The organism is Litoribacter populi (assembly GCF_007483685.1).
Lineage (GTDB): Bacteria > Bacteroidota > Bacteroidia > Cytophagales > Cyclobacteriaceae > Litoribacter > Litoribacter populi.
In genome coordinates, this window is sequence record NZ_VMKN01000003.1 from 126757 (window position 1) to 153677 (window position 26921).

Here is a 26921-nt window from a genome sequence, read left to right on the forward strand (position 1 = left end):
TGTATGTCCCTGATATAGGTTGACCACTTTTACTCAATTCTATATCATGAAAGCAAACTTAAAATCCATCAACAAGACAAGGCAATTCAGTGTGGAGTTCAAGAAATCAATTGTTGCCGAATTTGAAAAAGGTAACTTTAGCGTTCTGCAACTGAGTCGCCTCCATTCAGTACATTTTCAGACCATTTACAATTGGATCTATAAATTCTCTACCTTTAACGAAAAGGGGTATAGAATCATTGAAATGGAGGATAGCACAAGTAAAAAGCTAAAGGACCAAGAATCAAGAATAAAAGAACTGGAGCGGGCGGTAGGCCAAAAGCAGCTTAAGATTGAATATCTTGAAAAGCTTATAGAAGTGGCGGGTGAAGATCTAGGCATGGACTTAAAAAAAAATTCCGGCACAGAACGCTCGAATGGTACACCCAAAACAAGGCAAAAGTGAAGTATTCACTTAACAAATTCTACGCTGTGTCAGGGATTACCAAGCAGGGTTTTCGGCAATACAGAGAGAGACAAGAGGTTTTTGAAGCTAATATTCAAATACTTATATCAGAGGTTGAACTGCTCAGAGAGGAACATCCCGGATGTGGGGTAGAGAAAATGTATGACACCCTCAAACCAGGATTTCTGGGGCGGGATCGGTTTGTGGAACTGTTTATGGAGCTGGGATATCGAGTAAGGAGGTACAAGAACTACCACCGCACCACCTATTCGACCAGCAGATACTTTCCAAATTTGATAAAAGGCTTTGAGGTCAATAGTCCTTCCATCATCTGGCAGTCCGATATTACTTATATAAAGCTTGGGGATAGATTTTATTACGCTGTTTTTATCCTGGACGTTTATACAAGAAAGATCGTTGGATATCAGGTATCGGACCACATGCGAGCAACAGCCAACATGGCGGCTTTGAAAATGGCATTCAAGGAAAATAAGCCTCCTCAGATACACCACTCGGACAGAGGCAGCCAATATGTTTATGAGTTGTACATCAATATGTTGATGGAGAAAAGTTGTCAGATAAGTATGGGGCTTTCCGCCCAGGACAATGCCTATGCGGAAAGAATCAACCAGACCATAAAGGACGAATATCTAAGGCATTGGAACCCCACAACATCGAGTCAACTTATCAAAGATGTCAAAAGGGCCGTCAATCATTACAATACCAAAAGGATCCATAAAAACCTGAATAAGCAGACCCCATTACAGTTTGAACAAAAGTGGTCAACTTACAGCAGGGAAAACAGACCGGTATTGACTATATTTAACAACGAAATTCAATTACAAAACGGTCAACACTAATCAGGGATCGACATAATGTAAAGCCCCCAACCAAACCGCACTTTCCTGGTTAATTACCTATGCCCAAACGCTTAACTTTACTTTTTCTGTTTATCCTCTCATTTTCCAGCCTCCAGGCCGAGGCGGAAAAGCATATCATCTATGTCAGCAGCATCAGCTGGCATACTGGGTTGGTAATTCCCGGCGATGTCCTGCCTGACAGTATCTGGAGTGAGGGGCATGACTATGGAGATGCGCCATACCTGGAGATCGGCTGGGGGGATGCGGACTTTTATCCTCATGAGCGGTTCAACCTTTGGTATGCCTTTAAGGCGGTTTTTTGGCCGACTTCCTCAGTGTTGCATTTTAAGCCCATCCGAAGAAATGTCGAAGACCACTATTTTGACACCAATGTGGTGAAAATTGAACTCACCGATGAACAGTTGCACCAGCTTGTCCTTTACCTAATCGAGCAACTAGAACTAGATGATAATGGGAAGATCATCCCCGCCACAGAAGGACTTTATTCCAATAGCCATTTTTACGAAGGAAGCAGTTCCTATTACTTCCCCAACAATTCCAATGTCTGGGTGGCTCGGGCAATCAGAGAAGCCGGTTTCTCCCTTAGGCCTATTTGGCTGCAGACTACCGGAATGGTACTTAATAAAGTCGAAGACTTCGGCATTAGGGTGGTAGAAAAAAACTGATTAGAACCAGAAAAAAACCAACCGCAAAGAAACATCAGTTGCGCAAAGAAAATGGGAACATAAATTTCACGAATAAATAGGTGATTTATACAACTTTGCGATTCTTCGCGCCCTTTGCGGTTAATTTAGATTACATACCCCTTTCCTAAATTTTCTTACCTTTGCTACCGCAAATCACCCAATTAGATTATGATCAAAAAGTATATTCCCTTATTCATCCTTAGCATCTTATTTACCTCCTGCGGGCAAGAACAAGAACAGGAAAGTTCGGCAACTTCTCCACAAGGAACCTACCGTGCGGCCATCGAACTTCAAGGTCGGGAAGTACCCTTCTTCATTGAATTTGAAGGGGAAGGCCAAAACCTTCAGGCCTTCATCTTGAACAGCGATGAAAGACTAGAGGCCGACGCTTCTGTGAAGGGCGATTCTGTTATATTGGAAATGAATGTGTTTGACGCCAGCCTTAGAGGAAAGTTTGCGGACGGCCAACTCTCCGGCGAATGGGTGAAGCACTACGTGGATAATTACCGCGCCCCTTTCCAAGCCAGTCAAGCTGATGATAAAAACAGATTTGAAACAGATGCCGAGCCAGGACATGATTTTGGAGGCCGATGGGAAACCTACTTTGACTTGGGCAACGGCGATCCAAGACCGGCAGTGGGTAAGTTTACCCAAGACGGCAGCCGCATCAAAGGCAGCTTTGCCCTGCCATCGGGTGACTTCCGCTACCTGGAAGGCAATGTGAGTGGCAGCACTTTCTACCTTAGTACCTTCAACGGGGAAGAAGCCAAGCTATTTATCGGTGAGCTAGATGAAAACGGCAAGGTTACTGGCAAGTACTTCAATGGCCTGACAGGCAACTATTCTTTTACTGCTACCAGGAATGAAGGTTTCGAACTGCCCGATAAGGCCCGGGAGGTTGCAAGTGAAACGATCGATTTCACCTATCCTGACCTCGATGGCAACGAAGTTTCCTTGAGTGAATATAGAGGCAAGCCAGTATTGGTGCAGATCTTCGGCAGCTGGTGCCCCAACTGTATGGATGAAACCAAGTATATGGGAGAGTGGTATGAGAAGAATAAGGACAGAGTGGAAATTGTAGCCTTGGCTTTTGAGAAAAAAGATGATTTTGACTACGCTAAAAACCGTGTGCAGCGCTCCAAAGATAGACTAGGTGCCAACTACCCTTTTCTAATTGCTGGACAGGAAAAAGACCTAAAAGCAGCCTTCCCTCAAGTGGAGGGACCACTTTATTTCCCCTCCATGCTCTATATTGACCGTGATGGCAAATTAGTTGACGTCCACACCGGCTTCAACGGCCCCAGTACCGGAGAGCTGTTTGAGCAATGGAAAGAAGAGCATAACAACAAAGTGGAGAAATTGGTAAAGGAATAATAGGTGAAACCTTCCAGGTTTTTTTCCAAACCTGGAAGGTTTAATCATATTTACACCTGTGCCGTCTGATAGCTTTTGCAAGCTTCCGCACATTCACGACAGGCTTTGGCGCATTGCTGACAATGGTCATGGTCATGCTTTTCACATTCCGAAGCACATTCGTTGCAGATCTCAATACATTCTTTAATTAAGTGCTGGGCATGCCTAGATCCAGAAGCAACAAAACTTGCCGTTACTTGGCAGATTTTGGCACAATCCCTATCGGTTTTGATGCACGTTACCATATGCTGCACATTGTCCTCGCTCAGGCAACTGTCCATACAGTGTTCACATGCAGCAGCACAGGCGGCTAGTTTTTGGATTAAATCTTGGTGGTTCATGGTAAAGTTTATTAAGGGTTAAACATACTTTACAAACCTATCTAACAACAATAAGTTTTTATGACTTTTTGGTGTAAATTTATAAATCCTGATAGCCCTTGCGATAGGCCGAACTTCCACTTCTATAAGCACTTGGACTCAAGCCTGTCAGTTTCTTAAACTGTGTTGAGAAATACTGCACACTACTATATTGCAACCGGTCTGATATCTCCGATAGCGTTAATTCCTTATTTTCAAGTAACTCTTTTACTTTTTCAATTTTCAAAGCCAAGAAATAAGACTCTATCGACCGTCCCTCAATTTGACTGAATAACTTACTCAGCTGGAAGTAATTTTTATGCAGTTTATAGGCGATATACTCAGAAAGATTTACGGTAACCACTTGCTGCTCCACGATGGAATCAAAATATTGCAAGACAGTATGCTTAATGGTTTCAACCGTATTACCATCTTGGTCAGGAATAAGCTCAAACCCCTCCTCTTCCAGCAATCTACTGATTTCTCCGAGATTTATGTCTGGTGAGGAAATTTTAGCATAACCTAACTCAACCTCCTGCACTTCTAGACCATCCTGCTCCAATTTCTGCCGCACTACCTTTATACATCTAGGGCAAACCATATTTTTGATTTTTATCTGAAAGGACTTCATAAGTTTAATGTTCATGCTTTTCCAAGAACTCACCTTTGGGACCGACTCCTTCAATGTGTACCAAGTGGGCACCATAATGCCCCGCCATACTTACTGCATAAGAGGTAAGCAGCAACACTAGGGCCACGGCTGTCATAGCAATCCTATTTCTTCTAAATAGAAATAAATTGCCAATCATTAGCACGGCACCTATTGTACCGATAGTGAGGGTATTATACGCCCAAAAATCATGCAAATACATGATTTCTTGAGCTGCCTCGGTCAACCCAGCCGTGTGAGGGTGCAGCGGGTAACTGGCTAAATAAGCCGCGCCAAGCCCAAAAATATACATAACCAAGGCCGTCCAATATAAGGATAGCTTTCTAAAATAAATATTGATACCATAGAGGATCGCACCGACAATTAATAAAACAATCACGAAATGCACGATGAGCGGATGGCTGGAAGGGAAGGCATCCAGATCCCTCCAAGGAAAATCGAAATAGGACGCCTTAGGCGAATTGTGCTCTACTGGGTCGTGAGCAAAGGCTACTCCTGTGGATACTATAAATAATGGCAATATAAATTTAGGTACTTTCATTTTTAGCAATAGTTTTTAAGCCCCAGTCTATGGGGTTTTCAAATTTTAAAATAGATCAGATTACAGTTACGTCTTCTATTCTATTGCTAAATGATAAATACTTGATGTAGTAGATGAAGATCTCGAATTGATAAATTCGGATGAAAGTAGTAGTCAGCAAAGGATTCCGTGAAAATCCCAACACCCACAGGTTCAAAGGGTGTTGGCAGAGCAAAATCCAAGCTCTTTTCTAAAGAAAGTTGGGGTAAAAAATCATCCTCCAAATAGGATAGTTCCGCGACACTTGTACAACAATGGTCGTGGTCTCCTTCTGAAGAATGGGATTGGACTTCACTTTTTGCATCACCATGACAGAGCTGAAGGCCGCACACCAGTTCCATAGTGCCCAAAAGAGCAATCCACAGAACAACACATAAGTTTAGTGACCTAAATTTCTCCATTAACTTGAAACTGTCCACAAAGTTAATCACATTTTATTACAAGGCAAGCAACTGATAACTAAGGGAATGCTCAAGCCTACTTCATCACCACCCCGCAATTCCTCTTTGCGCCTTCGCGCCTTCGTGGCTACTATTACTCTTAAGCCTTCTTCATCACAATCAACCTACAATTTACCTTTGCGCCTTCGTGGCTAATACCGCCCTTAAGCCTTCTTCAACAACACCACACCCACTGTACCAGAAACTACAGAAGCCAACAGGATCCCGTATTTGGACTGATCGACGATTTCGGTGCTGTCAAAGGCAAGTGCGGTAATGAACAGGGACATTGTAAAACCAACCCCGGCCAATCCCGCGATTCCGGCGATATGCATCCAGTTCATATTCTTGGGTAACTGGGCTATCTTGGCTTTTACCAGTATCCAAGAGAAGGATAGTACTCCCACCAGTTTGCCTAAAGTCAAACCGAAAAACACGCCTATACTCACAGGATTAATCAGTTCGGCAAAGAAGTTCTCCCCGATCTCCACACCTGCATTGGAAAGAGCAAACAAGGGAATTACTACAAAGGTAACAATGGGGTGCAGTGCATTTTCGATTTTCTGTAGGGGCGTCTGGGCATCTCTGGAGATGACCTTGATCTTTTCTATGATCCTGTGCTGCCTGGGCGTCATCAGTGGCCCACGGATCGGTATCTGCTTGTCAAATTTGTACAGCAGGTAATTGATACTTCTGGAATACAAGGATTCGTTAACCCGGGTTCTTGCCGGAATGGCAAAGGCTACCAATACCCCAGCAATCGTGGCATGTACACCTGAAAGCAAGAATGCCAACCAAACCCCACCGATACCTATTACTGCATAGAAAATGGTATTCCTCACTCCCAATAAATTTGCTCCCACAAGGAGGGAAAGTAAGCCCAAGCCACTGAAAAGGCTTAAGAAAGACAGTTCGGAGCTATAAAAGAAAGCGATTACCAACACTGCACCGATATCATCCACGGTGGCCAAGGCTACCAAGAAGACTTTCGCAGTCAAAGGAACACTTTTGCCAGCCAGAGACATCAACGCCAAGGCAAATACAATATCAGTAGCCATGGGTATACCCCAACCGTTGACAGTGGGTTCTCCCTGGTTGATAAAAACATAGATCAAAGCCGGAAACACCATCCCGCCTGCTGCTGCAGCCATGGGCATGAGGGCTTTTTTCATGGTGGAAAGCTCCCCGGCGATGATTTCCCGCTTGAGCTCCAATCCGACCACAAAAAAGAACATGGCCATCAGGCCGTCGTTTACCCAGTGGTGGAGGGAATAAGAAAGGATATTATCGGCAAACCCAATGCTAAAATAGGTATGCCAGATATGATGATAAGAATCCCTCCAAGGTGAATTGGCCCATATCAGAGCTACTATAACCGCCAAAAAGAGGGCAATCCCTCCGGAGTTATCGTAGTGGATAAATTTATTGATGGGCCTGATGGTCTTGTCGAGTAGGGTCTTCTTCATAGCGCTTCCTTATTTTCTCACAGGCAAAAATATAAAAATAAGGACGGTTTCAAGGGAAACCAAAAATATAATGAAACATGATTTAAATCATAGGACAGCACATTACTTCACCATTTCCGCCAAATCCTCTGAACCTTGCATCAAAGCATGTGTATAAGCGGTATTCCCACGGGCATCTATAACGTGCTTGTCGGCCCCATTGTCAATCAGCCACTGAGCAATGTCCTTATGATTAAAAGTCGCCGCATAGATCAACGCCGTCGCGCCGTTGTAATTTCTGGCGTTCACATCGGCCCCTTTGGCAAGTAGCATCTTGCCCATCTCGAGATAGCCTTTGAAGCAAATTCCCATCAAGGCTGTATTGCCCGCCATGTCCCGGGAGTCCACATCGGCGCCATGATCAAGCAGGATTTTGGCAATCTCGGGCTGATCGTTGTAGGTAGCCAAAATAAGAGGAGGAAAACCTTTTTCGTTTTTCTTTTCCACCAAAGAATGGTCCGCTGCTATTCTTTCCTTCAGTTCCTCGGTTTTGCCCCAACGTATCAAATCAAAGAAGTCCATAAGTCATTTAAAATTTTGCAAAGTAAAAGGGGTAACCAGGGCCACCCCTTTACTACCAATAAACATTTACTTATCTAACACACTATGTTAACAGTATTAATCTTTTGTCCAAAAAATAGGATAAGATTGTATCTTATTAACCTTGATAGAAGCAAATTGTTGAAAACCATCCAAGAAAAACTTGTAATTTTTACCAGCAGCTAAAATTCAGGAAAAAATCCCTATTTTTACTCCCTCATGAGATCGTTTGCCTACGTCATATTGCTGAGCATCATTTCGGTAAAAGCTTTTCTACCGAACATGGACCTTTGCTGTGACCTGCACCGGATCCCTGCATTTTTTGACCATTACCAGGTTCACAAAGTGGAATATGGCGACACTTTCTGGGAATTTGTGGAAGGACACTACCTCTACAATGACGGCGACTATGAATTTGTTGCCGAAGACCCAGACCATGCTAACCTCCCCTTCCGAGAAAGTCACAACACGATAAACCAGTGGGTGTTTTACCCAAACACCACCGCTTTTGAACTGGATAAGCCAATCGAACTGAATGCCGCCATGCTGGGCCGCTACCATGAGCATTTGCCTGTCATAGAAGCACCCTCCCCTTTTCAACCTCCTCGAGTAAGCTGATTTGAACACCAAAGGATAGCTATGTGCTGTCCCCAATCTTCTTATCAGTAAATCAATTATCATGATTAACAGAATCATTGCTTTTTCTATTCAGAATAAGCTGATCATTGGCCTGTTGACCCTTGCCTTAATTGTCGGCGGCATTTACAGTCTTACACAAGTCCCAATGGATGCGGTACCGGATGTGACCAACAACCAGGTTCAAATCATTACCCAAGCACCAAATTTGGGAACCCAGGACATTGAACAGTTTATATCCTACCCCGTCGAGGTGGCCATGTCCAACTTGCCAGGAGTAATCGAGATCCGCTCCATTTCCAGATTTGGCCTATCGGTAGTCACCATCGTATTTGAGGACGGAATGGGAATTTACCTGCCCCGCCAACTCATAGGCGAAAAACTCGAGGAGGTGCGAAAGGAAATCCCCGAGGGAATGGGGGAAATATCCATGGGTCCGATTTCCACAGGTTTGGGGGAGATCTACCAATATTCCCTGGAAGTGGACCCTGCCTTCAAAGACAAATATGATGTAATGGAACTGCGTACTCTGCAGGACTGGATTGTCAAGAGGCAGATGGCAATGGTCCCAGGCGTTATCGAGGTCAATTCATTCGGCGGCTTGGTCAAACAATTCGAAGTAGCGATCAACCCACACGAATTGCGGTCTCATGAGCTCAGTATTAGAGATGTGTTCTTAGCGCTGGAAGAAAACAACCAAAATACCGGAGGGGCCTACATCGAGAAAAACCATATGGCCAATTTCATCCGTGGAGAAGGTCTTGCCAGAAGCCTCGAGGACATAGAAAATACTCCCATTCATACCGAAAGAGGCATTCCCTTGAGGATAAAAGATGTGGCAACGGTGCAATATGGCTCGGCGGTAAGGTATGGGGCCTTTACCAAAAATGGGGAAGGGGAAGCCGTTGGGGGCATCATTTTCATGCTCAAAGGGGCCAACTCCAACAAGGTGATCGGAAGCGTGAAGGAGAGGATGGAGCAGATACAGCTTAGCCTACCCGAAGGTGTAAGCATAATCCCTTTTCTGGACCGCAGCCAGCTCATTTCCGAAACCACCAGCACCATCAAAACCAACCTTACCGAAGGGGCGCTGATCGTCATCTTTGTCTTGGTCTTCTTGCTTGGCAACTGGAGGGGAGGGCTCATTGTGGCCTCCACCATCCCCCTTTCTCTACTTTTCGCCTTCGTGATGATGCATATCTTCGATGTGTGGGCTAACCTGATGAGTCTAGGCGCGATTGATTTCGGGATTATTGTGGATGGGGCAGTGATCATCGTGGAAGGCACCGTCTTCCATTTACATCAGCGTGTCCAAAAGGGAAAAAGCATAGACCGTGCGGCTAGAGATAAAGTTACCTTAAAAGCCTCCAGCAAGATGATGAATGCCGCCTTTTTTGGCCAACTGATTATATTGATCGTGTTTCTACCCATTCTTTTCCTGGAAGGCATTGAGGGAAAAATGTTCCAACCCATGGCCCTTACCTTCATGTTTGCTATGATGGGCGCCATGATTCTTTGCCTGACTTATGTCCCAATGGCTTCCGCTCTATTTGTCAAGGTTTCTGTCAAGGAAAAAGCCTCCTTCGGGGACAAAATTGTTTTCTGGGTAGAAAACAAATATGAAAAGACACTCAAGGATGCCCTTCAAAAGTCCTCTTTTGTGATCATAAGTGCAGTGGCCCTGCTGGCCATTTCTGTCTTCACCTTCACCCGGCTGGGAGGGGAGTTCATTCCGCAACTGGATGAAGGGGACATTGCCTTCCACATCATTCTCAAACAAGCAGCACCTTGGAGGAAGGCATACGCACCTCCACCCAGATTGAACAAATACTATTGGACAAGTTTCCGGAAATCGAGCAGGTTTTATCACGCTTTGGAGTCGCAGAAGTCCCTACTGATCCCATGCCTATGGATATGGCAGACTGTTTCATTATCCTCAAACCCAAATCCGAATGGGTTTCGGCCGACAGCAAAGAGGAATTAATTGAAAGAATTGAGGACGAGTTAGCCGTGGTGACGGGAATCAACCTTGAGTTTTCTCAACCCATTGAAATGCGTTTCAACGAACTCATCTCGGGTGTGCGGGAAGATGTTGCCATAAAGGTTTTTGGGGAAGACCTAGAAGTGCTAGCCCAAAAAGCAGAGGAAATCGGTAGACTGGTGAGCAATATTGAGGGTGTGGCTGACTTGAAGGTCGAGGCAACATCAGGGCTTCCCCAAATGACAGTGACCTACCACCGTGCTTTGCTGGCCCAATATGGCGTATCTATAAAAGAGGTCAATAGTTTGATAGAAACCGCCTTTGCTGGCGGCAAAGCAGGGTTAATCTTGGAAGAGGATCGCAGGTTTGATCTGGTGGTGAGGCTAGACAAAGCGTTTAGGGAAGATATATCGGATGTTCAAAACTTGTTCGTCACCACTCGGACAGGAGAACAGATTCCCTTACAGGTTTTGGCTGATGTTCATTTTGAGGAAGGCCCCATGCAGATCAGTCGAGACGACACCCAGCGGCGAACCTATGTGGGAATCAATGTGCGAGGACGGGACATCAAATCTTTGGTAGATGAAATCGAGTCCACCCTACAGGCCAATTTACAATTACCTCCAGGCTACTACATCCGCTACGGAGGTGCATTCGAAAACCTGGAACGTGCCACAGCAAGGCTACAAATCGTAGTACCTATAGCTTTGGCGCTAATTTTCTTCCTGATTTTCCTTGCCCTTGGTTCCTTCAAGCAGACATTTATGATTTATATGGCCATTCCCATGGCAGCGATCGGTGGGGTATTCAGCCTCTGGCTTAGGGGAATGCCATTCAGTATATCAGCAGGGGTAGGCTTCATCGTGCTTTTTGGCGTGGCAGTACTCAACGGGTTGGTATTGATAAGCTCTTGGAACGAATTGAAATCAGAAGGCGTGGATGACCTGGGCGAAAGAATCCGCTTGGGCTCTCGCCGAAGAATTAGACCTATTATGTTAACAGCTTTGACAGATATTTTAGGCTTCATGCCCATGGCCCTCTCCCGATCAGCTGGAGCAGAAGTCCAGCAGCCATTGGCCACGGTGGTGATTGGTGGGATGGTCACCTCCACCCTACTAACCCTCTTCTTACTGCCCATTCTTTATTGTTGGACAGAGTCGAGAACCTTCCGGTTTGGTAAACTGGGGCTGACTTCCATGGTTGTCTTCGTTTGCCTGATAGGTCAAGTCAATGCCCAGCAGATGCAGCAACCTCTTCCGATTTCCATGGAGAAGGCCGTAAAAAGAGCATTGGAAAATTACCCTCAGTTAATGCAGGCCCAACTGCAAATCGACCAGGAAGAAAGTTTAAAAAAAACAGCCTGGGACCTTGGCAGCACCAATTTATTCACGGCTGGGGATGAGATTGCAAGAGAAGGCCAGCAGGGTGTGGTTACCCCTATAGGGTTTTACCAATCCGATATTGACCTATTTGGGATAGGCCCCAAACTCACCGCCCAACGCCAAAGAGTGGCACTGTCCGAAATCAACATGAACCTCAACCAACTGGAAATCCGCCAAGAGGTGCAGCTTGCCTTTGCAAGGGTTTATGTGCAACTCAGAAACGTGGAGTTGTTTAAGGAGCTGGATTCGTTATATCAAAATTTTGAAAGGGCAGCAGAAGTCCGTTTTGAAGTCCAGGAAATATCAAGGCTGGCACTTTTGGCCGCAAAAAACCAGTCCAAGCAGATGAGTTTGAATCTGGAGCAGTCGGAATTTGATCTTGCAGATGCATTGATCAGATTTAATCTCTGGATGGCAAGCGATTCGGTCTTTACCGCGGATCAAAACGATACCTATTGGAGAATGCCTTTACCAATAGAGTCTGGCTCTCACAATCACCCAATCCTTCGGCAGGCCAATCAAAATGTAGAAATCGCCCAAGCCGACAGCAGAGTGGCAAAGGCTGGGCTTTTGCCTAAATTCCAAGCCCAATACGGTCCGCAAAGGGTTGACCGACAACCTAATTTCATGCAATACCAGTTTGGACTATCCATACCGCTTTTTTTCCCCACAAAAAGGCAGAATCCAGGCGGCCAGGATACAACAGGAGATTGCTCATCGTAGTTTTGAGCAAACTCAATTTGAATATGACACCCAAGTCCGCTCACTTGAGCAACAATATAGAAAATGGCTTTCCTCTAGGGTGTTTTATGAGGAGGAAGCTTTGCCTTTGGCCAAAGAACAGCGTGAAGGAGCAATGTTGGCCTTCCGGGAGGGGGAAATTGACTATGTCACGCTAATCCAAAACCTCAACGAATCCCTGCAACTGGAAAAAAGTGCTTTGGAAGTATTGGGAAATTACCTTCAAACCCGTTTCCAACTTGAATTTTACCTAAACCCCGATCTACCATGAAAACTATATATAAATATTTTGCCATCATCCTTACTCCCATTGTGCTCTCTTGTGGCAATAATGAAGGAGGTCATAGCCAAAATGATGAGAATCTAAGTGGATTTGAGGAAGGCAATTTTGCAAGCTTCACCAGTCGGCAGTATGAAACCCTTGCCATCGAGGTAGGCCCTTTAAGCAAACGCAACCTGTCCAATCCTATCCAGTTAAGCGGAATCCTCGAAGTTCCGCCGCAACACGAAGCTATCGTGACCACGGTGGTCGGTGCAAATATCACCCAAATCCAGGTCATCGAGGGGGACCCAGTCAAGAAAGGACAGGTCTTGGCCTATCTATCCCATCCAAACCTAATTAAACTTCAAAGCGACTACCTGGAAAGCATCAACCGCTTTGAAATGGCAGAATTGGAGTTCAACCGCCAGCAAAGACTTCTGGATGAAGAGGTTGGCGCAGGTAAGACTTTCCAACAAGCCCAATCGGAATTTCGCAGCGCCAGAAGTCTGATGAAAGGTTATGAATCACAGCTGAGTCTTTTAGGGATAAATGGTGAAAGGCTAAAAGCCGGGGAATTTTACGACAGGGTACCCATACTCAGCCCTATCACTGGCTCCATTGTGGATGTGTGGGTCAAAAACGGCCAATTTGTTCAACCAGAAACCGAACTGTTTGAACTCATAAATACTGACCATATTCATGTGAAACTGTTGGTATATGAAAAGGACATTAACCATGTAAAGATTGGCCAGGAAGTGAGGTTCCGTCTTAATCATGGAGATGGAGTTGAATTTCAGGGCAGCATCTTCTCTGTTTCCCAAAAATTCGATGCAAAAACCAAAGCAATTCAGGTCCATGCAGAAATAGATTCTGAAACCAATAATCTTGTGCCCGGCATGTATGTGAAAGCTGATATCCTGACGGATACTCAGGTGGGTCTGGCCATCCCCGAGAAGGCCATTTTTAATGAGGCAGGCAGGAGCTATGCCTTTCAATTGGCAGATTCGCAGGGTGATTATGTTTTCATCCCTCGGGAGTTGGTAATAGGTAAAAGGCAAAATGGATGGGTGGAGGTTTCATTTTTGGAGGAAATCTCAGAGGACGCCCATTTCGCATTAAACAACGCGTACTATATCCATGCTGAAATGAAAAAGGGAGAGGTCGTCAATGACCATTAAGCTGATATAGCTCGGGCTTACCCTTATTTTATAGAGACTATCTAGAACTGGTTCTCCAATAAAAAATAGAGCTAAAATTCAGTTTAAGCCTGAAAAGGCACCCAAATGAAGACAATGTTCTGCCAAACTTTGCTATTTCGCTGTAAATTTTGATAGGTTGAAAAATATGTGGTAATTTTAAACAATCGCTTTACAATTATCATTTAAAACCTATTCGATAAAACGAAATCATAATATGGAAAAAGTAAAAGTTGGTATAAACGGATTCGGAAGAATCGGAAGACTAGTTTTCAGAGCTGCACAAGAAAGAGACGATATTCAGATTGTCGGCATTAATGACTTGGTAGACCCTGATTACTTGGCCTACATGCTTAAATATGACTCCACTCATGGCCAGTTCAAGGGTGAGGTATCAGTAAAAGACGGTAACTTGATCGTCAACGGCAACACTATCCGTGTGACATCAGAGAAAAACCCTGCAGACCTTAAGTGGGGTGATATAGGTGCGGAATACGTTGTGGAATCCACAGGACTTTTCCTTACCAAAGATTCAGCTAAAGGCCATATTGAGGCCGGCGCAAAAAAAGTAATCATGTCTGCTCCTTCTAAGGACGACACTCCTATGTTTGTAATGGGCGTAAACGAGGAATCTTACACTTCTGACATGCAGTTTGTATCCAATGCTTCTTGTACCACCAACTGTCTTGCACCTATCGCTAAAGTGTTGCACGACACCTGGGGTATCGAAGAAGGCTTGATGACTACAGTGCACGCTACTACTGCCACACAGAAAACCGTTGACGGACCGTCTGCCAAAGACTGGAGAGGCGGAAGAGGTGCTGGACAAAACATCATCCCATCCTCTACAGGTGCTGCTAAAGCAGTGGGTAAAGTTATCCCTGACTTGAACGGCAAACTTACAGGAATGGCTTTCCGTGTACCAACCCCTAACGTATCAGTGGTTGACCTTACAGTAAGACTTCAGAAGCCAGCTAGCTATGAAGAAATCTGCGCTAAAATGAAGGAAATGTCTGAAGGTGAACTTAAGGGTATCCTTGGTTATACGGAAGACCAGGTTGTATCAAACGACTTCATCGGAGATGCGAGAACTTCCATCTTTGACGCTGGTGCCGGGATTCAACTTTCCGACAAATTTGTCAAAGTAGTGAGCTGGTATGACAACGAGTGGGGCTATTCCTCCAAAGTTGTAGACCTGGTAAGCTACATTTCCAAGAAGAAATAATTAGGCTCAGGGTAGGTTGACCTCGCTCAACCTACCTTCCTTATTTTACCTCCCTTATCAGTTTGAAGCGAAGTAGTCTTTGTGTTACTTCTTTTAAACTTCGTGTCCTTCGTGACCAATTGGTCCGTCGTACTTCCAAAGGTGATGGGGTACCACCTACAACCGCCCAATTTTTTTGGTGCTGATGACTCCTACTTCAACTTAATTTAACTTAAGCATTTTCTCCATGTTGAAGAGGATCAATGAACAACTGCGTCTGAAGCAGTTCATGCAGCTTGAATTTCTGCCTAATTTATTGTTTACTTCCAAGTGGCTCATCATTGCCACAGCCGTCGGACTATTGGCCGGCGCCGCATCTGCACTCTTTCTAATTTCCTTAAAGTGGGCCACCAATTATAGGGAGGCCAACATCTGGTTGATAGCTTTATTGCCATTGGGGGGCTTTATTATCGGCTGGGTTTACCATAAGTTTGGAGAGTCGGTCGTCAAGGGCAACAACCAGCTATTGGAGGAATTCTACAATCCTTTGAAAGTAATCCCCCTACGGATGGCTCCCTTGGTTCTCTTTGGAACTGTAGCCACCCACCTTTTTGGAGGTTCCGCCGGACGTGAGGGAACCGCGGTGCAAATGGGGGGGGCTATTGCTGACCAATTTACCAAATGGTTTAAGCTCACAACTCAAGACCGGAAAACATTAATTACGATTGGTGTGGCAGCAGGCTTTGCTTCTGTTTTTGGAACACCATTGGCTGGAGCGATTTTCGCCCTAGAGTGGTTGGTTATTGGCCGCATCAGATATGAATCCATACTGCCCGCTTTTTTGGGAGCTTATGTGGCTGACTATACTTGTGCCCAACTTTTTGAGGTGCATCATACCCCTTATATCATCCCTTACATTCCTGAAATAAATTTAATCAACACGCTTTGGATAATTCCGGCGGGAATCTGCTTTGGACTAGCTGGAAGGCTTTTTGCCAAAGCCACCCATTTTTGGAGCCAGCTTTTCCGCAAGTTTATAGACTATCCTCCTTTGCGCCCTGTGATTGGCGGGGTGTTGGTAGCGGCGGCAGTTTTTGCCATCGGCACCACCAAATACATCGGGCTGGGTATTCCAACAATTGTGGATGCGTTTAACGAACAACTTCCCTGGTATGACTTTCTGGCCAAGATTGGTTTTACATCCCTGACCTTAGGTGCCGGGTTTAAAGGCGGAGAAGTTACTCCCCTATTCTACACTGGTGCCACCTTGGGCAATGCCCTTTCGGGGGTGATTCCTTTGCCGATGGCTTTGCTGGCCGGGATGGGCTTTGTAGGCGTCTTCAGTGGAGCCACCAATACTCCACTAGCCTGTACCCTGATGGGGATCGAACTGTTTGGTGCAGAGTCAGGTGTTTACGTTGGCCTCGCATGTGTAGTAGCCTACATCTTCTCCGGTCACGCCGGCATCTACAACAGCCAGATCATCGGCTCACCGAAACATAGTTCATTTTTAAGCTTCAAAGGAAAAAACCTGGGAAAAATTAGGTAAGAAATACGAGGTACGAAGTAAGAAACTACAATTTCGTCCCACAGTATTTACAGTGATACGCATCCCTATCATGGAATTCGGCATGGCAGGAAGGGCAGTCGACAAGTTCCTCCCCCCTCCTCTTGTACATTTGGGCGGACATCTCAGCGGTCACAATACCAGTAGGCACAGCAATGATCCCGTAACCCAGCAACATGATGAAGGACGACATGAATTTCCCCACTGGTGTTATCGGAATAATATCCCCATAACCCACTGTGGTCAAGGTCACAATAGCCCAATACATAGAAGTAGGTATACTCGTGAAACCTGCCTCTGGACCCTCCACAATATACATTATGGTACCCATCACCAATACAATGGTCACCACCGATCCTATAAATATCTGTATCTTTCTTCTACTGGCCCATAATGCCTCCCTCAACTGGGTAGCCTCCATCATGTACCTGCCCAGCTTCAAAATCCTCAAAACCCGCAGCAACCTGAGGGCCCTAACCACCACTAAAAACTGGGTATCCACAATTATCAAACTTAAGAAGGCCGGTAGAATCGCCAAAAAGTCCACGATTCCATAAAAACTGAAAACATACCCAGCCACCCGGCGAGTGAGCCAGAGGCGAAGCAGATATTCAATCGTAAACAATATGGTAAAAACCCATTCCAGGATATAGAACAGATCCCCATAGACCAAGCGGTATCCCGCCACAGAGTCCAACATAGCCACTACCACACTTCCCAATATCAAGATAAGCAACACTACATCAAAAGCCTTGGAGGCGGCATCATCAGATTCAAATACGATATGGGCTAAGCGGGCTTTTGTCAGTTTCATTAAAAAGATGTTATTGAAACTGAAAGATAAAAAATTATGCGGTTTTATTTTTCCATCTTCAGACAGAAATAGCTTTTAGTGAAATATGCACCGAGTTTGTTTGTCATCAAAATTTTTCCAGTCTTACCTAAGCGGTTGACGGAAGACCAGCGGATCACGGGATTTTTAAAGCCAGCGAACCCGAGCAACTGGGACCATATATTAGGAGATTGATGTTTATGCCACTCTATTTTGGGCACAAAGGGATTTTTGACCCCCAACAGGTGGAAAAAATTGTGGCTGGAGCAATCACAGGCGATGACTTTACCTCCCGGGTTGGTCAAGGCATATATCTGTTCAAAGATCTTCAGGTATTCTTTCTGGCTGATCTCATTTTCAAGCAAATCCACACAGGAAGGCTCATCGAGGTGATTGATGGAATTGTGCATCAATATGATGTCAAAGCTTTCTTTGTCATCCAGCTCCTGTAGCAATACCTGCCTCAATTCCACATTTTTAAAACCCAACTGCTTTTTAAGCTCATTGAATTTTTCGACGACATTGGAGGAACTCCCATCGCTTTCCGGCTCTAGGCAAACCACTTTTGATGCCCCTTTATAAGCAGCGTAAAAACTAAAAAGCCCCTTACCCCCTCCAATATCCAAAACGGACTTTCCATCAAAATCCACGTCTTCGAACACAAAATCCAGATGAAATTGCAGTCTGGATTTAGTTGAGAACAGCTTTTCAGCAATCATTAAATCATAAAATTCCTTTTTCTCCACAACCTTTTCCATAATGTTCAAAATTTTAAAATCCCCTATCAACTCCTATAAAGTTAGCAGTTCTAAATTGGTTATCAGTACATTATCAATGTTTTGATTTAAAACCAAACCCCAGCCACAAGCTTGTATAACAAAAAATTATTCTTACTTTTGCGCCCTTATTATGAAAAAAACTATTCTTTTCAAATCAACTCCTACCCCACCCTGAATCTCACTCGGTGTAAATTTTTCCCCTTTGGATATTAATTCAAAGGCAGGTATTCTTTTGCAATTCACATTACTTTATATAAAAAAATATTTCTGTTATGACGCAGATGTTTTATCGTCTATTTCGTCCAAAAGAGGCGAATCTAAAGGATGAGGTATTATCTGGGCTTACTGTAGCCTTGGCCCTGGTACCAGAAGCGGTTGCATTTTCCCTGATCGCAGGGGTAAGCCCACTGATCGGTCTATATACTGCATTTATCATTGGCTTGATCACGTCCATTCTTGGTGGACGACCGGGTATGATTTCCGGGGCCACAGGTGCTATCGCCGTTGTAGTTGTCGCATTGGTAGCAACCCACGGAGTGGAATACCTTTTCGCAGCCGTGGTTTTGATGGGCCTGATACAGATTTTGGTAGGTGTTCTAAAACTTGGAAAGTTAATCCGCCTTGTTCCCCACCCTGTAATGTTCGGATTTGTCAACGGCCTGGCAATCGTGATATTCATGGCACAGTTTACCCAGTTCAAGGTAGAGGTGGCACCAGGAGTAGTGGAATGGATGAGCGGAACTCAGCTATACATTACCTTGGGGTTAGTAATATTGACAATGGCTATTATTAAGTTTTTGCCATTGGTAACAAAGGCTGTCCCTTCTGCCTTGGCTGCTATCCTTACGGTTTCCTTGATCGTAATCTTCGGAGGTATCAATGTTAGGACAGTTGGGGACCTTGCCTCCATTTCCGGAGGACTTCCTGAATTCCACCTTCCGATGGTTCCTTTCAATATGGAGACATTCATGATAGTCTTGCCTTACGCAGTAATCATGGCCGGTGTCGGGCTGATCGAAAGCTTATTGACCTTGTCACTGATCGATGAAATCACCGAAACCCGCGGATCGGGAAACAGGGAATGTGTAGCCCAAGGGGTTGCCAACCTTACTACAGGTTTCTTTGGCGGAATGGGCGGTTGCGCCATGATCGGCCAATCCCTAATCAACGTGAATGCTGGGGGTAGAAACAGGATTTCGGGAATCGTCGCAGCAGTAGGGCTCTTGGTGTTTATCCTTTTCCTTTCCACCTACATTGAGATGGTTCCGATGCCAGCATTGGTAGGTCTGATGTTCATGGTGGCCATAGGAACTTTCGAGTGGGCTTCCTTGAAGGTCTTCAGAAAAGTGCCTTTCCATGATGTATTGGTGATGGTGATCGTAACCTTGGTAACCGTATTCCTTCACAACCTTGCGTTGGCCGTGTTGATCGGTGTGATCATTTCTGCATTGGTATTTGCTTGGCAAAATGCCAAAATGATTCGTGCACGAAAGCGTGTGGATGAGAACGGTGTGAAACACTATGAAATTTTTGGCCCTCTATTCTTTGGTTCTGCCTTAAAATTTGGTGAGAAATTCGACCCAATCAACGACCCAGATGAAATCTATCTTGACTTTCAGGAAAGCAGAATTGTGGACCATTCAGGAATAGATGCCATAAATAAGGTGACTGAGCGCTACGAAAAACTTGGCAAGACGGTTTTTATCCGACATCTAGACACCAGCAGCCGAACCCTTTTGGCCAAAGCAGACAAAATCATCAATGTAAACTTTACCGATGATGATCCCAGCTACAAAATTGTAGAAAGGGAAAGAGAGAAAATTGAGGATTAATAGCTTCACAAAAATCCATTGGCAAACGGTCAGTGGATTTTCTTTTACTCCTAAAATCTCATGCCCCAAACTCTTCGAATAATCCTTAGTGATCAGCTCAACCACAAGCATACTTGGTTCATGACTCTTAGTGAGACAAGTTGTAACCAAATCCTCATTTCTTCAAAAGCCTACTCTCCATCATTTCCCGGTAAGTTGAGGCTACAGGCACGCAATCTTTTCCTATCCAAACCTGATGCCTTTCGATTTTAACAATGGCCGATAGATTTGCAATGTAGGACTTATGAACCCTCATGTACTGATCTTTGGGTAAGATTTCGAGGATTTCAGTGATGGTCATCCTGGTGCTAAAAACTTCATTTTCCAAATGGATAAACAGTAAATTGCTGTCTGATTTTATAAACCGAATCTCATGCAGCTTTACCCGCACCCAGTCATAACTGTCTTTAATGAAGACACTCGTTTCCTCTCCATTTTTCTGTATGATCTCTTGATAGGCCCGGTTAAGGGCAGTAAGGAATCTCTCAAAGGAGAATGGCTTCAATAGGTAGTCCAAGGCCTGAAGCTCATATCCTTCCAAGGCATACTCTCTATAGGCCGTGGTGAAAATAAATGTCTTGCCCAATGGCTGAATAATCTTGGCCAGTTCCACTCCACTCATTTGGGGCATGTGGATGTCCAAAAAGATCAAATCCGGCTGGTACTCAAAAATGTACTCGAGACCTTCCTTAGGATTGGTAAAGGTTTTTTCCAAATGAATAAAAGGCACCTTGCTTGCAAAACTCTTCACAACCTCCAGTCCAGGAGCCTCATCATCTATGGCAATGGCTTTAATAAGCATTTTTTGTCAGTTTAAATTAATTTGTAAAAAAACCTTGAAAAAACCTCCCTCTTCCTCAATCTCCAATCTATGTCTACCCGGATAGAGGTTTGCCAGTCTTTGCCGAACAAGGTTTAGGCCCTTACCGGTACCTTTGTTCCGTAGCACATGTTCAGCCTTACACGCATTCTCACAGGTAAATTGGAAGGTGTTCCCCTCCACCGTTAGGTTCATCTTGATAAGTGGATCTATAGAAATAATTGAGAAATCAGAAAACTTAAATCCATTTTCAATCATGGGCTGCACCAGCATTGGACAAATTTCAGCCGACTCTTCATCCCAATTCACACTCCATTCTATCAACGGGCGTTGCTCATCCGAAAGCCGGTCTAGATGAACTTGAACATACCGGTTCAAAAATTCAAGTTCCTCGGATAAGCTTACCTTTTGGAGGTTAGATTTTTCAATTGCAAAACGCATCAATACTGAAAGTCCTTGGATCTGTTCTGCGGTTTTCCCACTGCCATCCATTATAGCATTGCTGTAAATACTGTTTAAGGCATTAAACAGAAAATGGGGATTAAGCTGCGACTGCAGCAACATCAACTCGGCACGTTCCTTTTGTTGCAAAAGCTGTTTCTCTCTCCGCCTCACTCTCAGTCCCTCTGCTATCCAGATAAAGACGATAAAATAAATAGCCAGGAACATAACAACCAACAAATTTTCCCTCATTAAGCTGGCATCATGCCCTGTTCTCCATTGCAACAGCTCAAAAAAAGCAGCAAACACCAATAATTCCAGTGTCCAAAACTGGAAACTTGTCAAATCACCTTTCCTCCAAATAAAAAACAAAAGCCTAAAATTTAGCCAGGCCAATACACTTGCCAAACCGAAAATCAGAGTCCAACTTAATAGAAAAAGACCCAAGCTTCCCATGTATGCCTCCTCCCCATCAAAGCTTAGCAAGGTAGAAAACCTAAAAATCCAGTATAGAACAACTGCTGCAAATACAAAAACAAAAAGCAGCTGATAAATACGGTTATTATATGATTTTAGTCTGAATTCCATCATTCAAGCTGTTCTCTGCTCATTTTTCGAATAGCCTGCTTGGCCACTTGTTCACTCCTTCTCATGAGGTGCAAGGTCATTAGGTAAAGCTGATATTCCAATACGGCCTCCAGGTAGTAAATTTCCCCAGCCTCTAAAGTTAAACTATATTGCTTGTGTTCTGTAAAAATATTTCCTCTAGTCTCCATCAACACCTCCCCAGGTTTTAATCGGATCTCATAATAAGTGTTACCCTCGAGACTGGGAATAACCTGTTTCCCATCTATGCTCATAGCAAATTTAGCGAATGTACCGCTTGGTTTGCGATAAACTACCACAGTAGCCTCCTGCTCAGATTGGCCCAAAGCCAACTCGGGACCTCCGAACCATAATAGAAATAGCAGTAAAGTTGTGCAAAATTTCATAGTCCCTACCTTTCTCTACTAATCACTATTAAACCTCTCAAATAGAATAAAGAAACCCTATCCCGGATGGGATTGACCAAATTTGCCTCAGCCGAACGCCATCGTGGGCTACCTATGCCATGTTTATACCCCAATTGAAAGCTTTGCAGCATGGCCACCTCCCTCATGGCTTTGGGAAGCATCTCAAAAGCTACATCTAAAGTAAGATTGCGGTGGTCCAGTTGAGGCCAAGCGGTTCCTTCCGGAGTACTGAAATCCCTAAAATCATAAGGTACATTACTGATCTCCTTTACGGACATTTCTCGGAAATATAACCCGATGCCGGCCCGGAGTATCCAGTAAAACTGATCACTGGGAATGATGGCATAACCTACCGAAAGATCAAAATTGCTGTCTCGTGATTCCATAATCCGAGTCATACTAACTAAGGAAACCTCATCTCTCTGGGTAAACAGAGGTAGACTCGCATTGATGTTATAAAAAAGATTTTTCTTTCTCCACCCCACTCCAAAACCTATATTTTCGAAGAATCGGGGATTTTCCAGCCCGCCAAAACTTTTTAGGTGGTTTCCCATATTTTCGTAACCCGTGTGGTATAAATATGAGGACAAGGGAAAAGCCATAAGCATAAAGCTCTTATCAAAAGGAGCGGAAATCTCATCCTCCGGTGCCTCATCAAGTGAAATAACCTGTGCAGACAGAGAAAGTGGAGACAAAAACAAAATTGCTAGAAAAGCGAGCAAATAAATGGATGTATTTTTCATAGGAAGAATTAAAAGTTTCTTCCCAAATAAACACCGATGAAAAAATCTATCCAAAAAGTTGTGCCCTACTCCCTTAAATATATGCCGAAAGGGCAAAATTACAATCTATAGCAAAGTGATTAGTTCTTGATTTTATAGATCAACCCAAATGACCAATGTCGGGCAGATCCATCTGAAATGACGGTGGAAAAGTTTGCTTCATTATTAAAATCTTCATATTCAACCTCCCTGAAGGAAAAATCCCGGAAACCTTTTACAAAACTGTAATTGAACATCAAATCAAAATTGTGGAAAAGGGGATAATAGGCCCTGATCCCGCCTTCAAGGTAAAGGTTCCAAGATTTGTTAACCTCCATACTTTGCTGATAATTGCCAGATTCAGCCTTAGACCACCTATCCTTCCCATTCATTGTCAATGCCGTACCGAGTATGGGACTGAAAGATAACTTTCTTAAAAATTTCCAATCACTATCAAGCGCAAACCGATACCCAAACCTTACTGGGATAGTCGCAAACCGGTTGGGACTTTTAACGGAACTTAAAAATGGAATACTATAATTTGGACCGTAGAGCTCTATGTTGTTGGTGTATGTCCAACTGTAAATACCAGTTTCGACAAACATATCTCTTCCCAATCCTACGTTCACCAAAGCTCCAAAAGAAAATGAGCTCAATGGATCGGGTATAATCCTATTGCCTGGGTCATTGTATTTTAAAAATTCTTTTCTTGACATCAAATCCACACCGACCGACACCTGCGCGGTTACTTCCTGGCAGAAGGCGATCAAAACCACAACAATCAATATTTTTTTCATACTGAAAAGTTAAAAGGTTGCCCCTCCCGCCACTTCACACAACAATAAACTAAACATATTTGAAAAAAACTAAACAACAAGACTCAATGATATCAGTTTCACTAAATCTCCCCATGTATGAATACCTCCAGAGAAACTCCGTAAAACTCATTTCAAACTATTGGTCCCCTAAATTTTGGACATACCCAAAATACATCGTAATATTGCAATATAAACATACTTAGCCATGGGAATCACCAAAACGGATCTCTTCACAACCGATCAAAATGAACTGGCAGCAGTTGCCAAAGTCTTCGCACACCCGGCAAGAATAGCCATCATCCAGCACCTGCTCAAGGCCAATTCCTGCATCAATGGGGATTTGGTGCAGGAACTCGGACTCGCACAGGCCACCATCAGCCAGCATCTGAGAGAATTGAAGAACTGCGGAATCATCCAGGGAACCATCGAGGGGGTATCTGTCAGCTACTGCATCAACCCAATCCGATGGACCGAAATCCAAAACCTGTTCAACGGGTTATTCGATCAATTTGAAAATAAAAAAAATCAATGTTGTTAAACAAAGGGACACTCAACTCATAAATCCATGAAAACTTCCGAATTCACACAACTACTCGAGTCCAATCCAGAGACTCCCCTTTACTTCGAATACCTGCCCGGGCAATACGCCAGGCCAGATTTTCACATCACTGAGATTAAAAACGTGTCCTTCGACACGGTCGACTGCGGTGGCAAGCGCAACCAGTGGGAAGAAACGCACGTGCAGCTTTGGGAAAATGAAATTCCAGAACCTGGACACAGCGTGGACACTACCAAGGCCTTAAAGATTTTCCAATTGGTGGACAAAGTAAGACCTACCTTCCAAGACACGGAAATCAAAATCGAATACGGCAACAGCCAGTTCCCGGCCACCACTCTTCCTATCAGTGACGTTTTGGTACTGAAGGACAAAATCATCATACAGCTCACCACCCAAAACACCACCTGCAAAGCCAAGGACCGAGCCACCACCCCTGAGGAGAAAGCCGCTGCCTGCTGCGGTCCTGTAAACGTGAAACCCAAGATCAGGCTCTCGCAACTGGAGGGCAGTTCCTGCCAACCAGATAGCGGCTGCTGCTAACCAAACGCTCGTTATTTCGACCCTGCCTTGCGTCAGCAGGCAGGGTCGGGGTGACGACTTATCAACATCCGACACTCCGACACTCCGACACTCTGACATCTGACATCCGACATCCGACATCTGACATCCGACATCCGACATCTGACATCCGACATCCGACATCCGACATCTGACATCCGACATCCGACATCTGACATCCGACATCCGACATCTGACATCCGACATCCGACATCTGACATCCGACATCCGACATCTGACATCCGACATCCGACATCCGACATCCGACATCCAACATTCTAATGACCCTATATCCAAAACTCCAATCCTTCCTAAACCTCCTCCCCTCCCAGGAAATTGCTGCCGAGCGGAAGGAGTACCTTCAGGCCCTGATTGATTACGTCCAATCCAAACTTGATTCGGGAATGTCACTAAGGCTTAACTTTATCTGTACCCACAACTCCAGAAGAAGCCAGTTTTCCCAGATTTGGGCACAACTTGCCGCTGACATGCATGGCATCGAGGCTGACTGCTTTTCCGGTGGAGTGGAAGTGACAGCTTTCAATGAGAGAGCGGTGGAATCCATGAAAAGAGCTGGATTTAAGGTTACTAAAAACGGTGAAGAGAATCCAAAATATTACCTCTTCTATTCCGATGATGCCAGCCCCATCGTAACTTACTCCAAACTCTATGATGAAATGGGAAGCGACCCCTATGCTGCAGTGATGACCTGTTCACACGCTGATGAGAACTGCCCTTTCATCCCGGCGGCGGAAATCAGAATTCCGGTGAGGTATGAAGACCCAAAAGCTTTCGACGACAGTCCTCAAGAGGCTGAAAAATACGACGAGCGTTCCTTACAGATAGCTTCAGAGATGTTTTATGTTTTTTCTAAAATCAAAATAAAAGCCTAATGTCAAGTACCAAGAAAATAGCTTTTTTCGAGAAATACCTAACCCTCTGGGTTGCCCTTTGCATCATCGGAGGAATCGCCATCGGCCATTTTGCGGGTGAAAGTATGGAGGTCATGAGCGGCTGGGAGATTTATAATGTAAACATCCCTATAGCCATTCTGATTTGGATGATGATTTATCCCATGATGCTTCAGGTGGACTTTAGGAGCATTAAAAAAGTTGGCAAAGCTCCAAAAGGATTAATTTGGACCGTGGTGATCAACTGGCTCATCAAGCCCTTCACCATGGCATTTTTCGCCTGGTTGTTTTTCACCAACCTTTACGAAGCGTACATACAGCCCGAGGTGGCCAGCGAATACATTGCCGGAGCAATTCTTTTGGGCGCCGCACCCTGTACCGCAATGGTATTTGTGTGGTCCTATTTGAGCGATGGTGACCCCAACTATACATTGGTCCAAGTATCGGTCAATGACCTGATCTTGTTAGTTGCCTTTATACCTTTGGTAGGTTTGCTTTTGGGTATCACCGACGTGGAAATCCCTTACGGTACCTTAGCCACCTCGGTGGTGGTGTTTGTTGTCATTCCTTTGATTGCAGGGGTTTTGACTCAAAAAACAATCGTAGAAAGCAAAGGGGAGGCATGGTTCAAAACTGAATTCATGCCCAAACTTAGACCAGTAAGTATTGCTGCACTGCTTTTGACCTTGTTGCTGATTTTTGCCTTCCAAGGACCAAACATTCTGGACAATCCTTTGGTAATTTTATTGATTGCCATCCCATTGACCATACAGACTTATTTTATCTTCTTCCTGGCCTGGTATGGGGGCAAATGGCTCAAACTGCCTTACGCAGTTTGTTCCCCATCCGCACTAATCGGAGCCTCAAACTTCTTCGAACTAGCCGTAGCCGTCGCCATAGCCCTCTTCGGCCTCAACAGCCCCGCAGCTTTGGTTACCGTAGTAGGCGTCCTTGTAGAAGTCCCCGTAATGCTCTCCCTAGTGGCCTTTGCAAACAGCAATCGCTTCGGTATTCAAGAAGGACAAAAAGTTTAAATGTTTAGAGCCTGCGGCTTTTAGTTTAAAGGTTTA

Annotated in this window: 25 protein-coding genes, 1 pseudogene and 1 riboswitch; of the genes and pseudogenes, 14 read left to right on the forward strand and 12 right to left on the reverse strand. The window is 44.5% G+C overall.

Features of this window, described 5'->3' with window-relative positions:
* Positions 1 to 46 precede the first annotated feature (46 nt).
* The 4 genes from FPL27_RS19320 (at position 47) to FPL27_RS19335 (ending at position 3386) form a co-directional block, all read left to right on the forward strand.
* Positions 47 to 445, forward strand: a complete 399-nt coding sequence (locus FPL27_RS19320) for a transposase (RefSeq protein ID WP_143962030.1) — start codon at positions 47 to 49, stop codon at positions 443 to 445.
* Positions 442 to 1305 (forward strand): IS3 family transposase, encoded by an 864-nt coding sequence (locus tag FPL27_RS19325; protein WP_143962029.1) that lies wholly within the window; start codon positions 442 to 444, stop codon positions 1303 to 1305. The genes FPL27_RS19320 and FPL27_RS19325 overlap by 4 nt, the downstream gene beginning before the upstream one ends.
* Positions 1306 to 1364: 59 nt before the next feature.
* Positions 1365 to 1991, forward strand: a complete 627-nt coding sequence (locus FPL27_RS19330; protein ID WP_143962882.1) for a DUF2459 domain-containing protein — start codon at positions 1365 to 1367, stop codon at positions 1989 to 1991.
* 189 nt (positions 1992 to 2180) lie between these two features.
* Positions 2181 to 3386, forward strand: coding sequence for a peroxiredoxin family protein (locus FPL27_RS19335; protein ID WP_143962883.1), 1206 nt, complete (start codon positions 2181 to 2183; stop codon positions 3384 to 3386).
* Positions 3387 to 3436: 50 nt separating this feature from the next.
* Here the strand turns inward: FPL27_RS19335 and FPL27_RS19340 are convergent, their stop codons facing one another.
* From FPL27_RS19340 to FPL27_RS19360, 5 genes are all read right to left on the reverse strand, one after another.
* Positions 3437 to 3766: a four-helix bundle copper-binding protein gene (locus FPL27_RS19340; RefSeq protein ID WP_143962884.1), complete on the reverse strand. Its 330-nt coding sequence runs from the start codon at positions 3764 to 3766 to the stop codon at positions 3437 to 3439.
* A gap of 79 nt (positions 3767 to 3845) precedes the next feature.
* Positions 3846 to 4430 carry an AraC family transcriptional regulator gene (locus FPL27_RS19345; protein ID WP_221936631.1) on the reverse strand — a complete coding sequence of 195 codons (585 nt, stop codon included), beginning with the start codon at positions 4428 to 4430 and terminating at the stop codon, positions 3846 to 3848.
* Complete coding sequence (locus FPL27_RS19350) at positions 4420 to 4995, reverse strand: hypothetical protein (protein WP_143962885.1); 576 nt, start codon at positions 4993 to 4995, stop codon at positions 4420 to 4422. Before FPL27_RS19350 ends, FPL27_RS19345 begins: the two co-directional genes overlap by 11 nt.
* A gap of 643 nt (positions 4996 to 5638) precedes the next feature.
* The gene (gene nhaA / locus FPL27_RS19355; protein ID WP_143962886.1) at positions 5639 to 6940 is read right to left on the reverse strand and encodes a Na+/H+ antiporter NhaA; all 1302 of its coding nucleotides are present in this window, start codon (positions 6938 to 6940) and stop codon (positions 5639 to 5641) included.
* Between the two features lie 102 nt (positions 6941 to 7042).
* Positions 7043 to 7501 (reverse strand): ankyrin repeat domain-containing protein, encoded by a 459-nt coding sequence (locus FPL27_RS19360; protein ID WP_143962887.1) that lies wholly within the window; start codon positions 7499 to 7501, stop codon positions 7043 to 7045.
* A 237-nt stretch (positions 7502 to 7738) separates the two neighbouring features.
* Here FPL27_RS19360 and FPL27_RS19365 point away from each other — a divergent pair, with 237 nt between their 5' ends.
* From FPL27_RS19365 to FPL27_RS19385, 5 genes and pseudogenes are all read left to right on the forward strand, one after another.
* Positions 7739 to 8137, forward strand: a complete 399-nt coding sequence (locus FPL27_RS19365) for a hypothetical protein (RefSeq protein ID WP_143962888.1) — start codon at positions 7739 to 7741, stop codon at positions 8135 to 8137.
* Between the two features lie 61 nt (positions 8138 to 8198).
* Positions 8199 to 12530 (forward strand): annotated as a pseudogene (locus tag FPL27_RS19370) (CusA/CzcA family heavy metal efflux RND transporter).
* Positions 12527 to 13699: an efflux RND transporter periplasmic adaptor subunit gene (locus FPL27_RS19375; protein ID WP_143962889.1), complete on the forward strand. Its 1173-nt coding sequence runs from the start codon at positions 12527 to 12529 to the stop codon at positions 13697 to 13699. Before FPL27_RS19370 ends, FPL27_RS19375 begins: the two are co-directional and overlap by 4 nt.
* 235 nt (positions 13700 to 13934) lie before the next feature.
* Positions 13935 to 14942: a type I glyceraldehyde-3-phosphate dehydrogenase gene (gap, locus tag FPL27_RS19380; RefSeq protein ID WP_143962890.1), complete on the forward strand. Its 1008-nt coding sequence runs from the start codon at positions 13935 to 13937 to the stop codon at positions 14940 to 14942.
* A 131-nt stretch (positions 14943 to 15073) separates the two neighbouring features.
* Positions 15074 to 15143: riboswitch (Fluoride riboswitch) on the forward strand.
* Positions 15144 to 15168: 25 nt separating this feature from the next.
* Entirely contained in the window at positions 15169 to 16470 is a 1302-nt protein-coding gene (locus tag FPL27_RS19385; protein ID WP_143962891.1) for a voltage-gated chloride channel family protein, read from the forward strand.
* A gap of 25 nt (positions 16471 to 16495) precedes the next feature.
* Here the strand turns inward: FPL27_RS19385 and FPL27_RS19390 are convergent, their stop codons facing one another.
* Positions 16496 to 17302, reverse strand: coding sequence for an ion transporter (locus FPL27_RS19390; RefSeq protein WP_143962892.1), 807 nt, complete (start codon positions 17300 to 17302; stop codon positions 16496 to 16498).
* A 44-nt stretch (positions 17303 to 17346) separates the two neighbouring features.
* Positions 17347 to 18078 carry a class I SAM-dependent methyltransferase gene (locus tag FPL27_RS19395; RefSeq protein WP_143962893.1) on the reverse strand — a complete coding sequence of 244 codons (732 nt, stop codon included), beginning with the start codon at positions 18076 to 18078 and terminating at the stop codon, positions 17347 to 17349.
* Positions 18079 to 18371: 293 nt separating this feature from the next.
* Here FPL27_RS19395 and FPL27_RS19400 point away from each other — a divergent pair, with 293 nt between their 5' ends.
* Positions 18372 to 19931, forward strand: a complete 1560-nt coding sequence (locus tag FPL27_RS19400; protein ID WP_143962894.1) for a SulP family inorganic anion transporter — start codon at positions 18372 to 18374, stop codon at positions 19929 to 19931.
* Between the two features lie 154 nt (positions 19932 to 20085).
* Here FPL27_RS19400 and FPL27_RS19405 read toward each other — a convergent pair whose 3' ends face one another.
* From FPL27_RS19405 to FPL27_RS19425, 5 genes are all read right to left on the reverse strand, one after another.
* Positions 20086 to 20772 carry a LytR/AlgR family response regulator transcription factor gene (locus FPL27_RS19405; protein ID WP_143962895.1) on the reverse strand — a complete coding sequence of 229 codons (687 nt, stop codon included), beginning with the start codon at positions 20770 to 20772 and terminating at the stop codon, positions 20086 to 20088.
* A 6-nt stretch (positions 20773 to 20778) separates the two neighbouring features.
* Positions 20779 to 21822, reverse strand: coding sequence for a sensor histidine kinase (locus tag FPL27_RS19410; RefSeq protein ID WP_143962896.1), 1044 nt, complete (start codon positions 21820 to 21822; stop codon positions 20779 to 20781).
* Positions 21819 to 22223 carry a DUF2846 domain-containing protein gene (locus FPL27_RS19415; protein ID WP_143962897.1) on the reverse strand — a complete coding sequence of 135 codons (405 nt, stop codon included), beginning with the start codon at positions 22221 to 22223 and terminating at the stop codon, positions 21819 to 21821. The genes FPL27_RS19410 and FPL27_RS19415 overlap by 4 nt, the downstream gene beginning before the upstream one ends.
* 5 nt (positions 22224 to 22228) lie before the next feature.
* A complete protein-coding gene (locus FPL27_RS19420; RefSeq protein WP_143962898.1) occupies positions 22229 to 22987 on the reverse strand; it encodes a hypothetical protein in 759 nt (252 codons plus the stop codon).
* Between the two features lie 119 nt (positions 22988 to 23106).
* Positions 23107 to 23802: a hypothetical protein gene (locus tag FPL27_RS19425; RefSeq protein ID WP_143962899.1), complete on the reverse strand. Its 696-nt coding sequence runs from the start codon at positions 23800 to 23802 to the stop codon at positions 23107 to 23109.
* Between the two features lie 226 nt (positions 23803 to 24028).
* On the opposite strand from FPL27_RS19425, the gene FPL27_RS19430 reads away from it, so the two are divergent.
* From FPL27_RS19430 to arsB, 4 genes are all read left to right on the forward strand, one after another.
* Positions 24029 to 24361, forward strand: a complete 333-nt coding sequence (locus tag FPL27_RS19430; RefSeq protein WP_143962900.1) for an ArsR/SmtB family transcription factor — start codon at positions 24029 to 24031, stop codon at positions 24359 to 24361.
* A gap of 27 nt (positions 24362 to 24388) precedes the next feature.
* Positions 24389 to 24922 (forward strand): DUF6428 family protein, encoded by a 534-nt coding sequence (locus tag FPL27_RS19435; RefSeq protein ID WP_143962901.1) that lies wholly within the window; start codon positions 24389 to 24391, stop codon positions 24920 to 24922.
* Positions 24923 to 25221: 299 nt separating this feature from the next.
* Entirely contained in the window at positions 25222 to 25833 is a 612-nt protein-coding gene (locus tag FPL27_RS19440; RefSeq protein ID WP_143962902.1) for a low molecular weight phosphatase family protein, read from the forward strand.
* Positions 25833 to 26885 (forward strand): ACR3 family arsenite efflux transporter, encoded by a 1053-nt coding sequence (gene arsB, locus FPL27_RS19445; protein ID WP_143962903.1) that lies wholly within the window; start codon positions 25833 to 25835, stop codon positions 26883 to 26885. Before FPL27_RS19440 ends, arsB begins: the two co-directional genes overlap by 1 nt.
* Positions 26886 to 26921: the final 36 nt, after the last annotated feature.

Coding starts and splice junctions, on each gene's coding strand:
- FPL27_RS19320 (WP_143962030.1), top strand. CDS start 47: ATGAAAGCAAACTTAAAATCCATCAACAAGACAAGGCAATTCAGTGTG.
- FPL27_RS19330 (WP_143962882.1), top strand. CDS start 1,365: ATGCCCAAACGCTTAACTTTACTTTTTCTGTTTATCCTCTCATTTTCC.
- FPL27_RS19335 (WP_143962883.1), top strand. CDS start 2,181: ATGATCAAAAAGTATATTCCCTTATTCATCCTTAGCATCTTATTTACC.
- FPL27_RS19340 (WP_143962884.1), bottom strand. CDS start 3,766: ATGAACCACCAAGATTTAATCCAAAAACTAGCCGCCTGTGCTGCTGCA.
- FPL27_RS19345 (WP_221936631.1), bottom strand. CDS start 4,430: ATGAACATTAAACTTATGAAGTCCTTTCAGATAAAAATCAAAAATATG.
- FPL27_RS19350 (WP_143962885.1), bottom strand. CDS start 4,995: ATGAAAGTACCTAAATTTATATTGCCATTATTTATAGTATCCACAGGA.
- nhaA (WP_143962886.1), bottom strand. CDS start 6,940: ATGAAGAAGACCCTACTCGACAAGACCATCAGGCCCATCAATAAATTT.
- FPL27_RS19360 (WP_143962887.1), bottom strand. CDS start 7,501: ATGGACTTCTTTGATTTGATACGTTGGGGCAAAACCGAGGAACTGAAG.
- FPL27_RS19365 (WP_143962888.1), top strand. CDS start 7,739: ATGAGATCGTTTGCCTACGTCATATTGCTGAGCATCATTTCGGTAAAA.
- FPL27_RS19375 (WP_143962889.1), top strand. CDS start 12,527: ATGAAAACTATATATAAATATTTTGCCATCATCCTTACTCCCATTGTG.
- gap (WP_143962890.1), top strand. CDS start 13,935: ATGGAAAAAGTAAAAGTTGGTATAAACGGATTCGGAAGAATCGGAAGA.
- FPL27_RS19385 (WP_143962891.1), top strand. CDS start 15,169: ATGTTGAAGAGGATCAATGAACAACTGCGTCTGAAGCAGTTCATGCAG.
- FPL27_RS19390 (WP_143962892.1), bottom strand. CDS start 17,302: ATGAAACTGACAAAAGCCCGCTTAGCCCATATCGTATTTGAATCTGAT.
- FPL27_RS19395 (WP_143962893.1), bottom strand. CDS start 18,078: ATGGAAAAGGTTGTGGAGAAAAAGGAATTTTATGATTTAATGATTGCT.
- FPL27_RS19400 (WP_143962894.1), top strand. CDS start 18,372: ATGACGCAGATGTTTTATCGTCTATTTCGTCCAAAAGAGGCGAATCTA.
- FPL27_RS19405 (WP_143962895.1), bottom strand. CDS start 20,772: ATGCTTATTAAAGCCATTGCCATAGATGATGAGGCTCCTGGACTGGAG.
- FPL27_RS19410 (WP_143962896.1), bottom strand. CDS start 21,822: ATGATGGAATTCAGACTAAAATCATATAATAACCGTATTTATCAGCTG.
- FPL27_RS19415 (WP_143962897.1), bottom strand. CDS start 22,223: ATGAAATTTTGCACAACTTTACTGCTATTTCTATTATGGTTCGGAGGT.
- FPL27_RS19420 (WP_143962898.1), bottom strand. CDS start 22,987: ATGAAAAATACATCCATTTATTTGCTCGCTTTTCTAGCAATTTTGTTT.
- FPL27_RS19425 (WP_143962899.1), bottom strand. CDS start 23,802: ATGAAAAAAATATTGATTGTTGTGGTTTTGATCGCCTTCTGCCAGGAA.
- FPL27_RS19430 (WP_143962900.1), top strand. CDS start 24,029: ATGGGAATCACCAAAACGGATCTCTTCACAACCGATCAAAATGAACTG.
- FPL27_RS19435 (WP_143962901.1), top strand. CDS start 24,389: ATGAAAACTTCCGAATTCACACAACTACTCGAGTCCAATCCAGAGACT.
- FPL27_RS19440 (WP_143962902.1), top strand. CDS start 25,222: ATGACCCTATATCCAAAACTCCAATCCTTCCTAAACCTCCTCCCCTCC.
- arsB (WP_143962903.1), top strand. CDS start 25,833: ATGTCAAGTACCAAGAAAATAGCTTTTTTCGAGAAATACCTAACCCTC.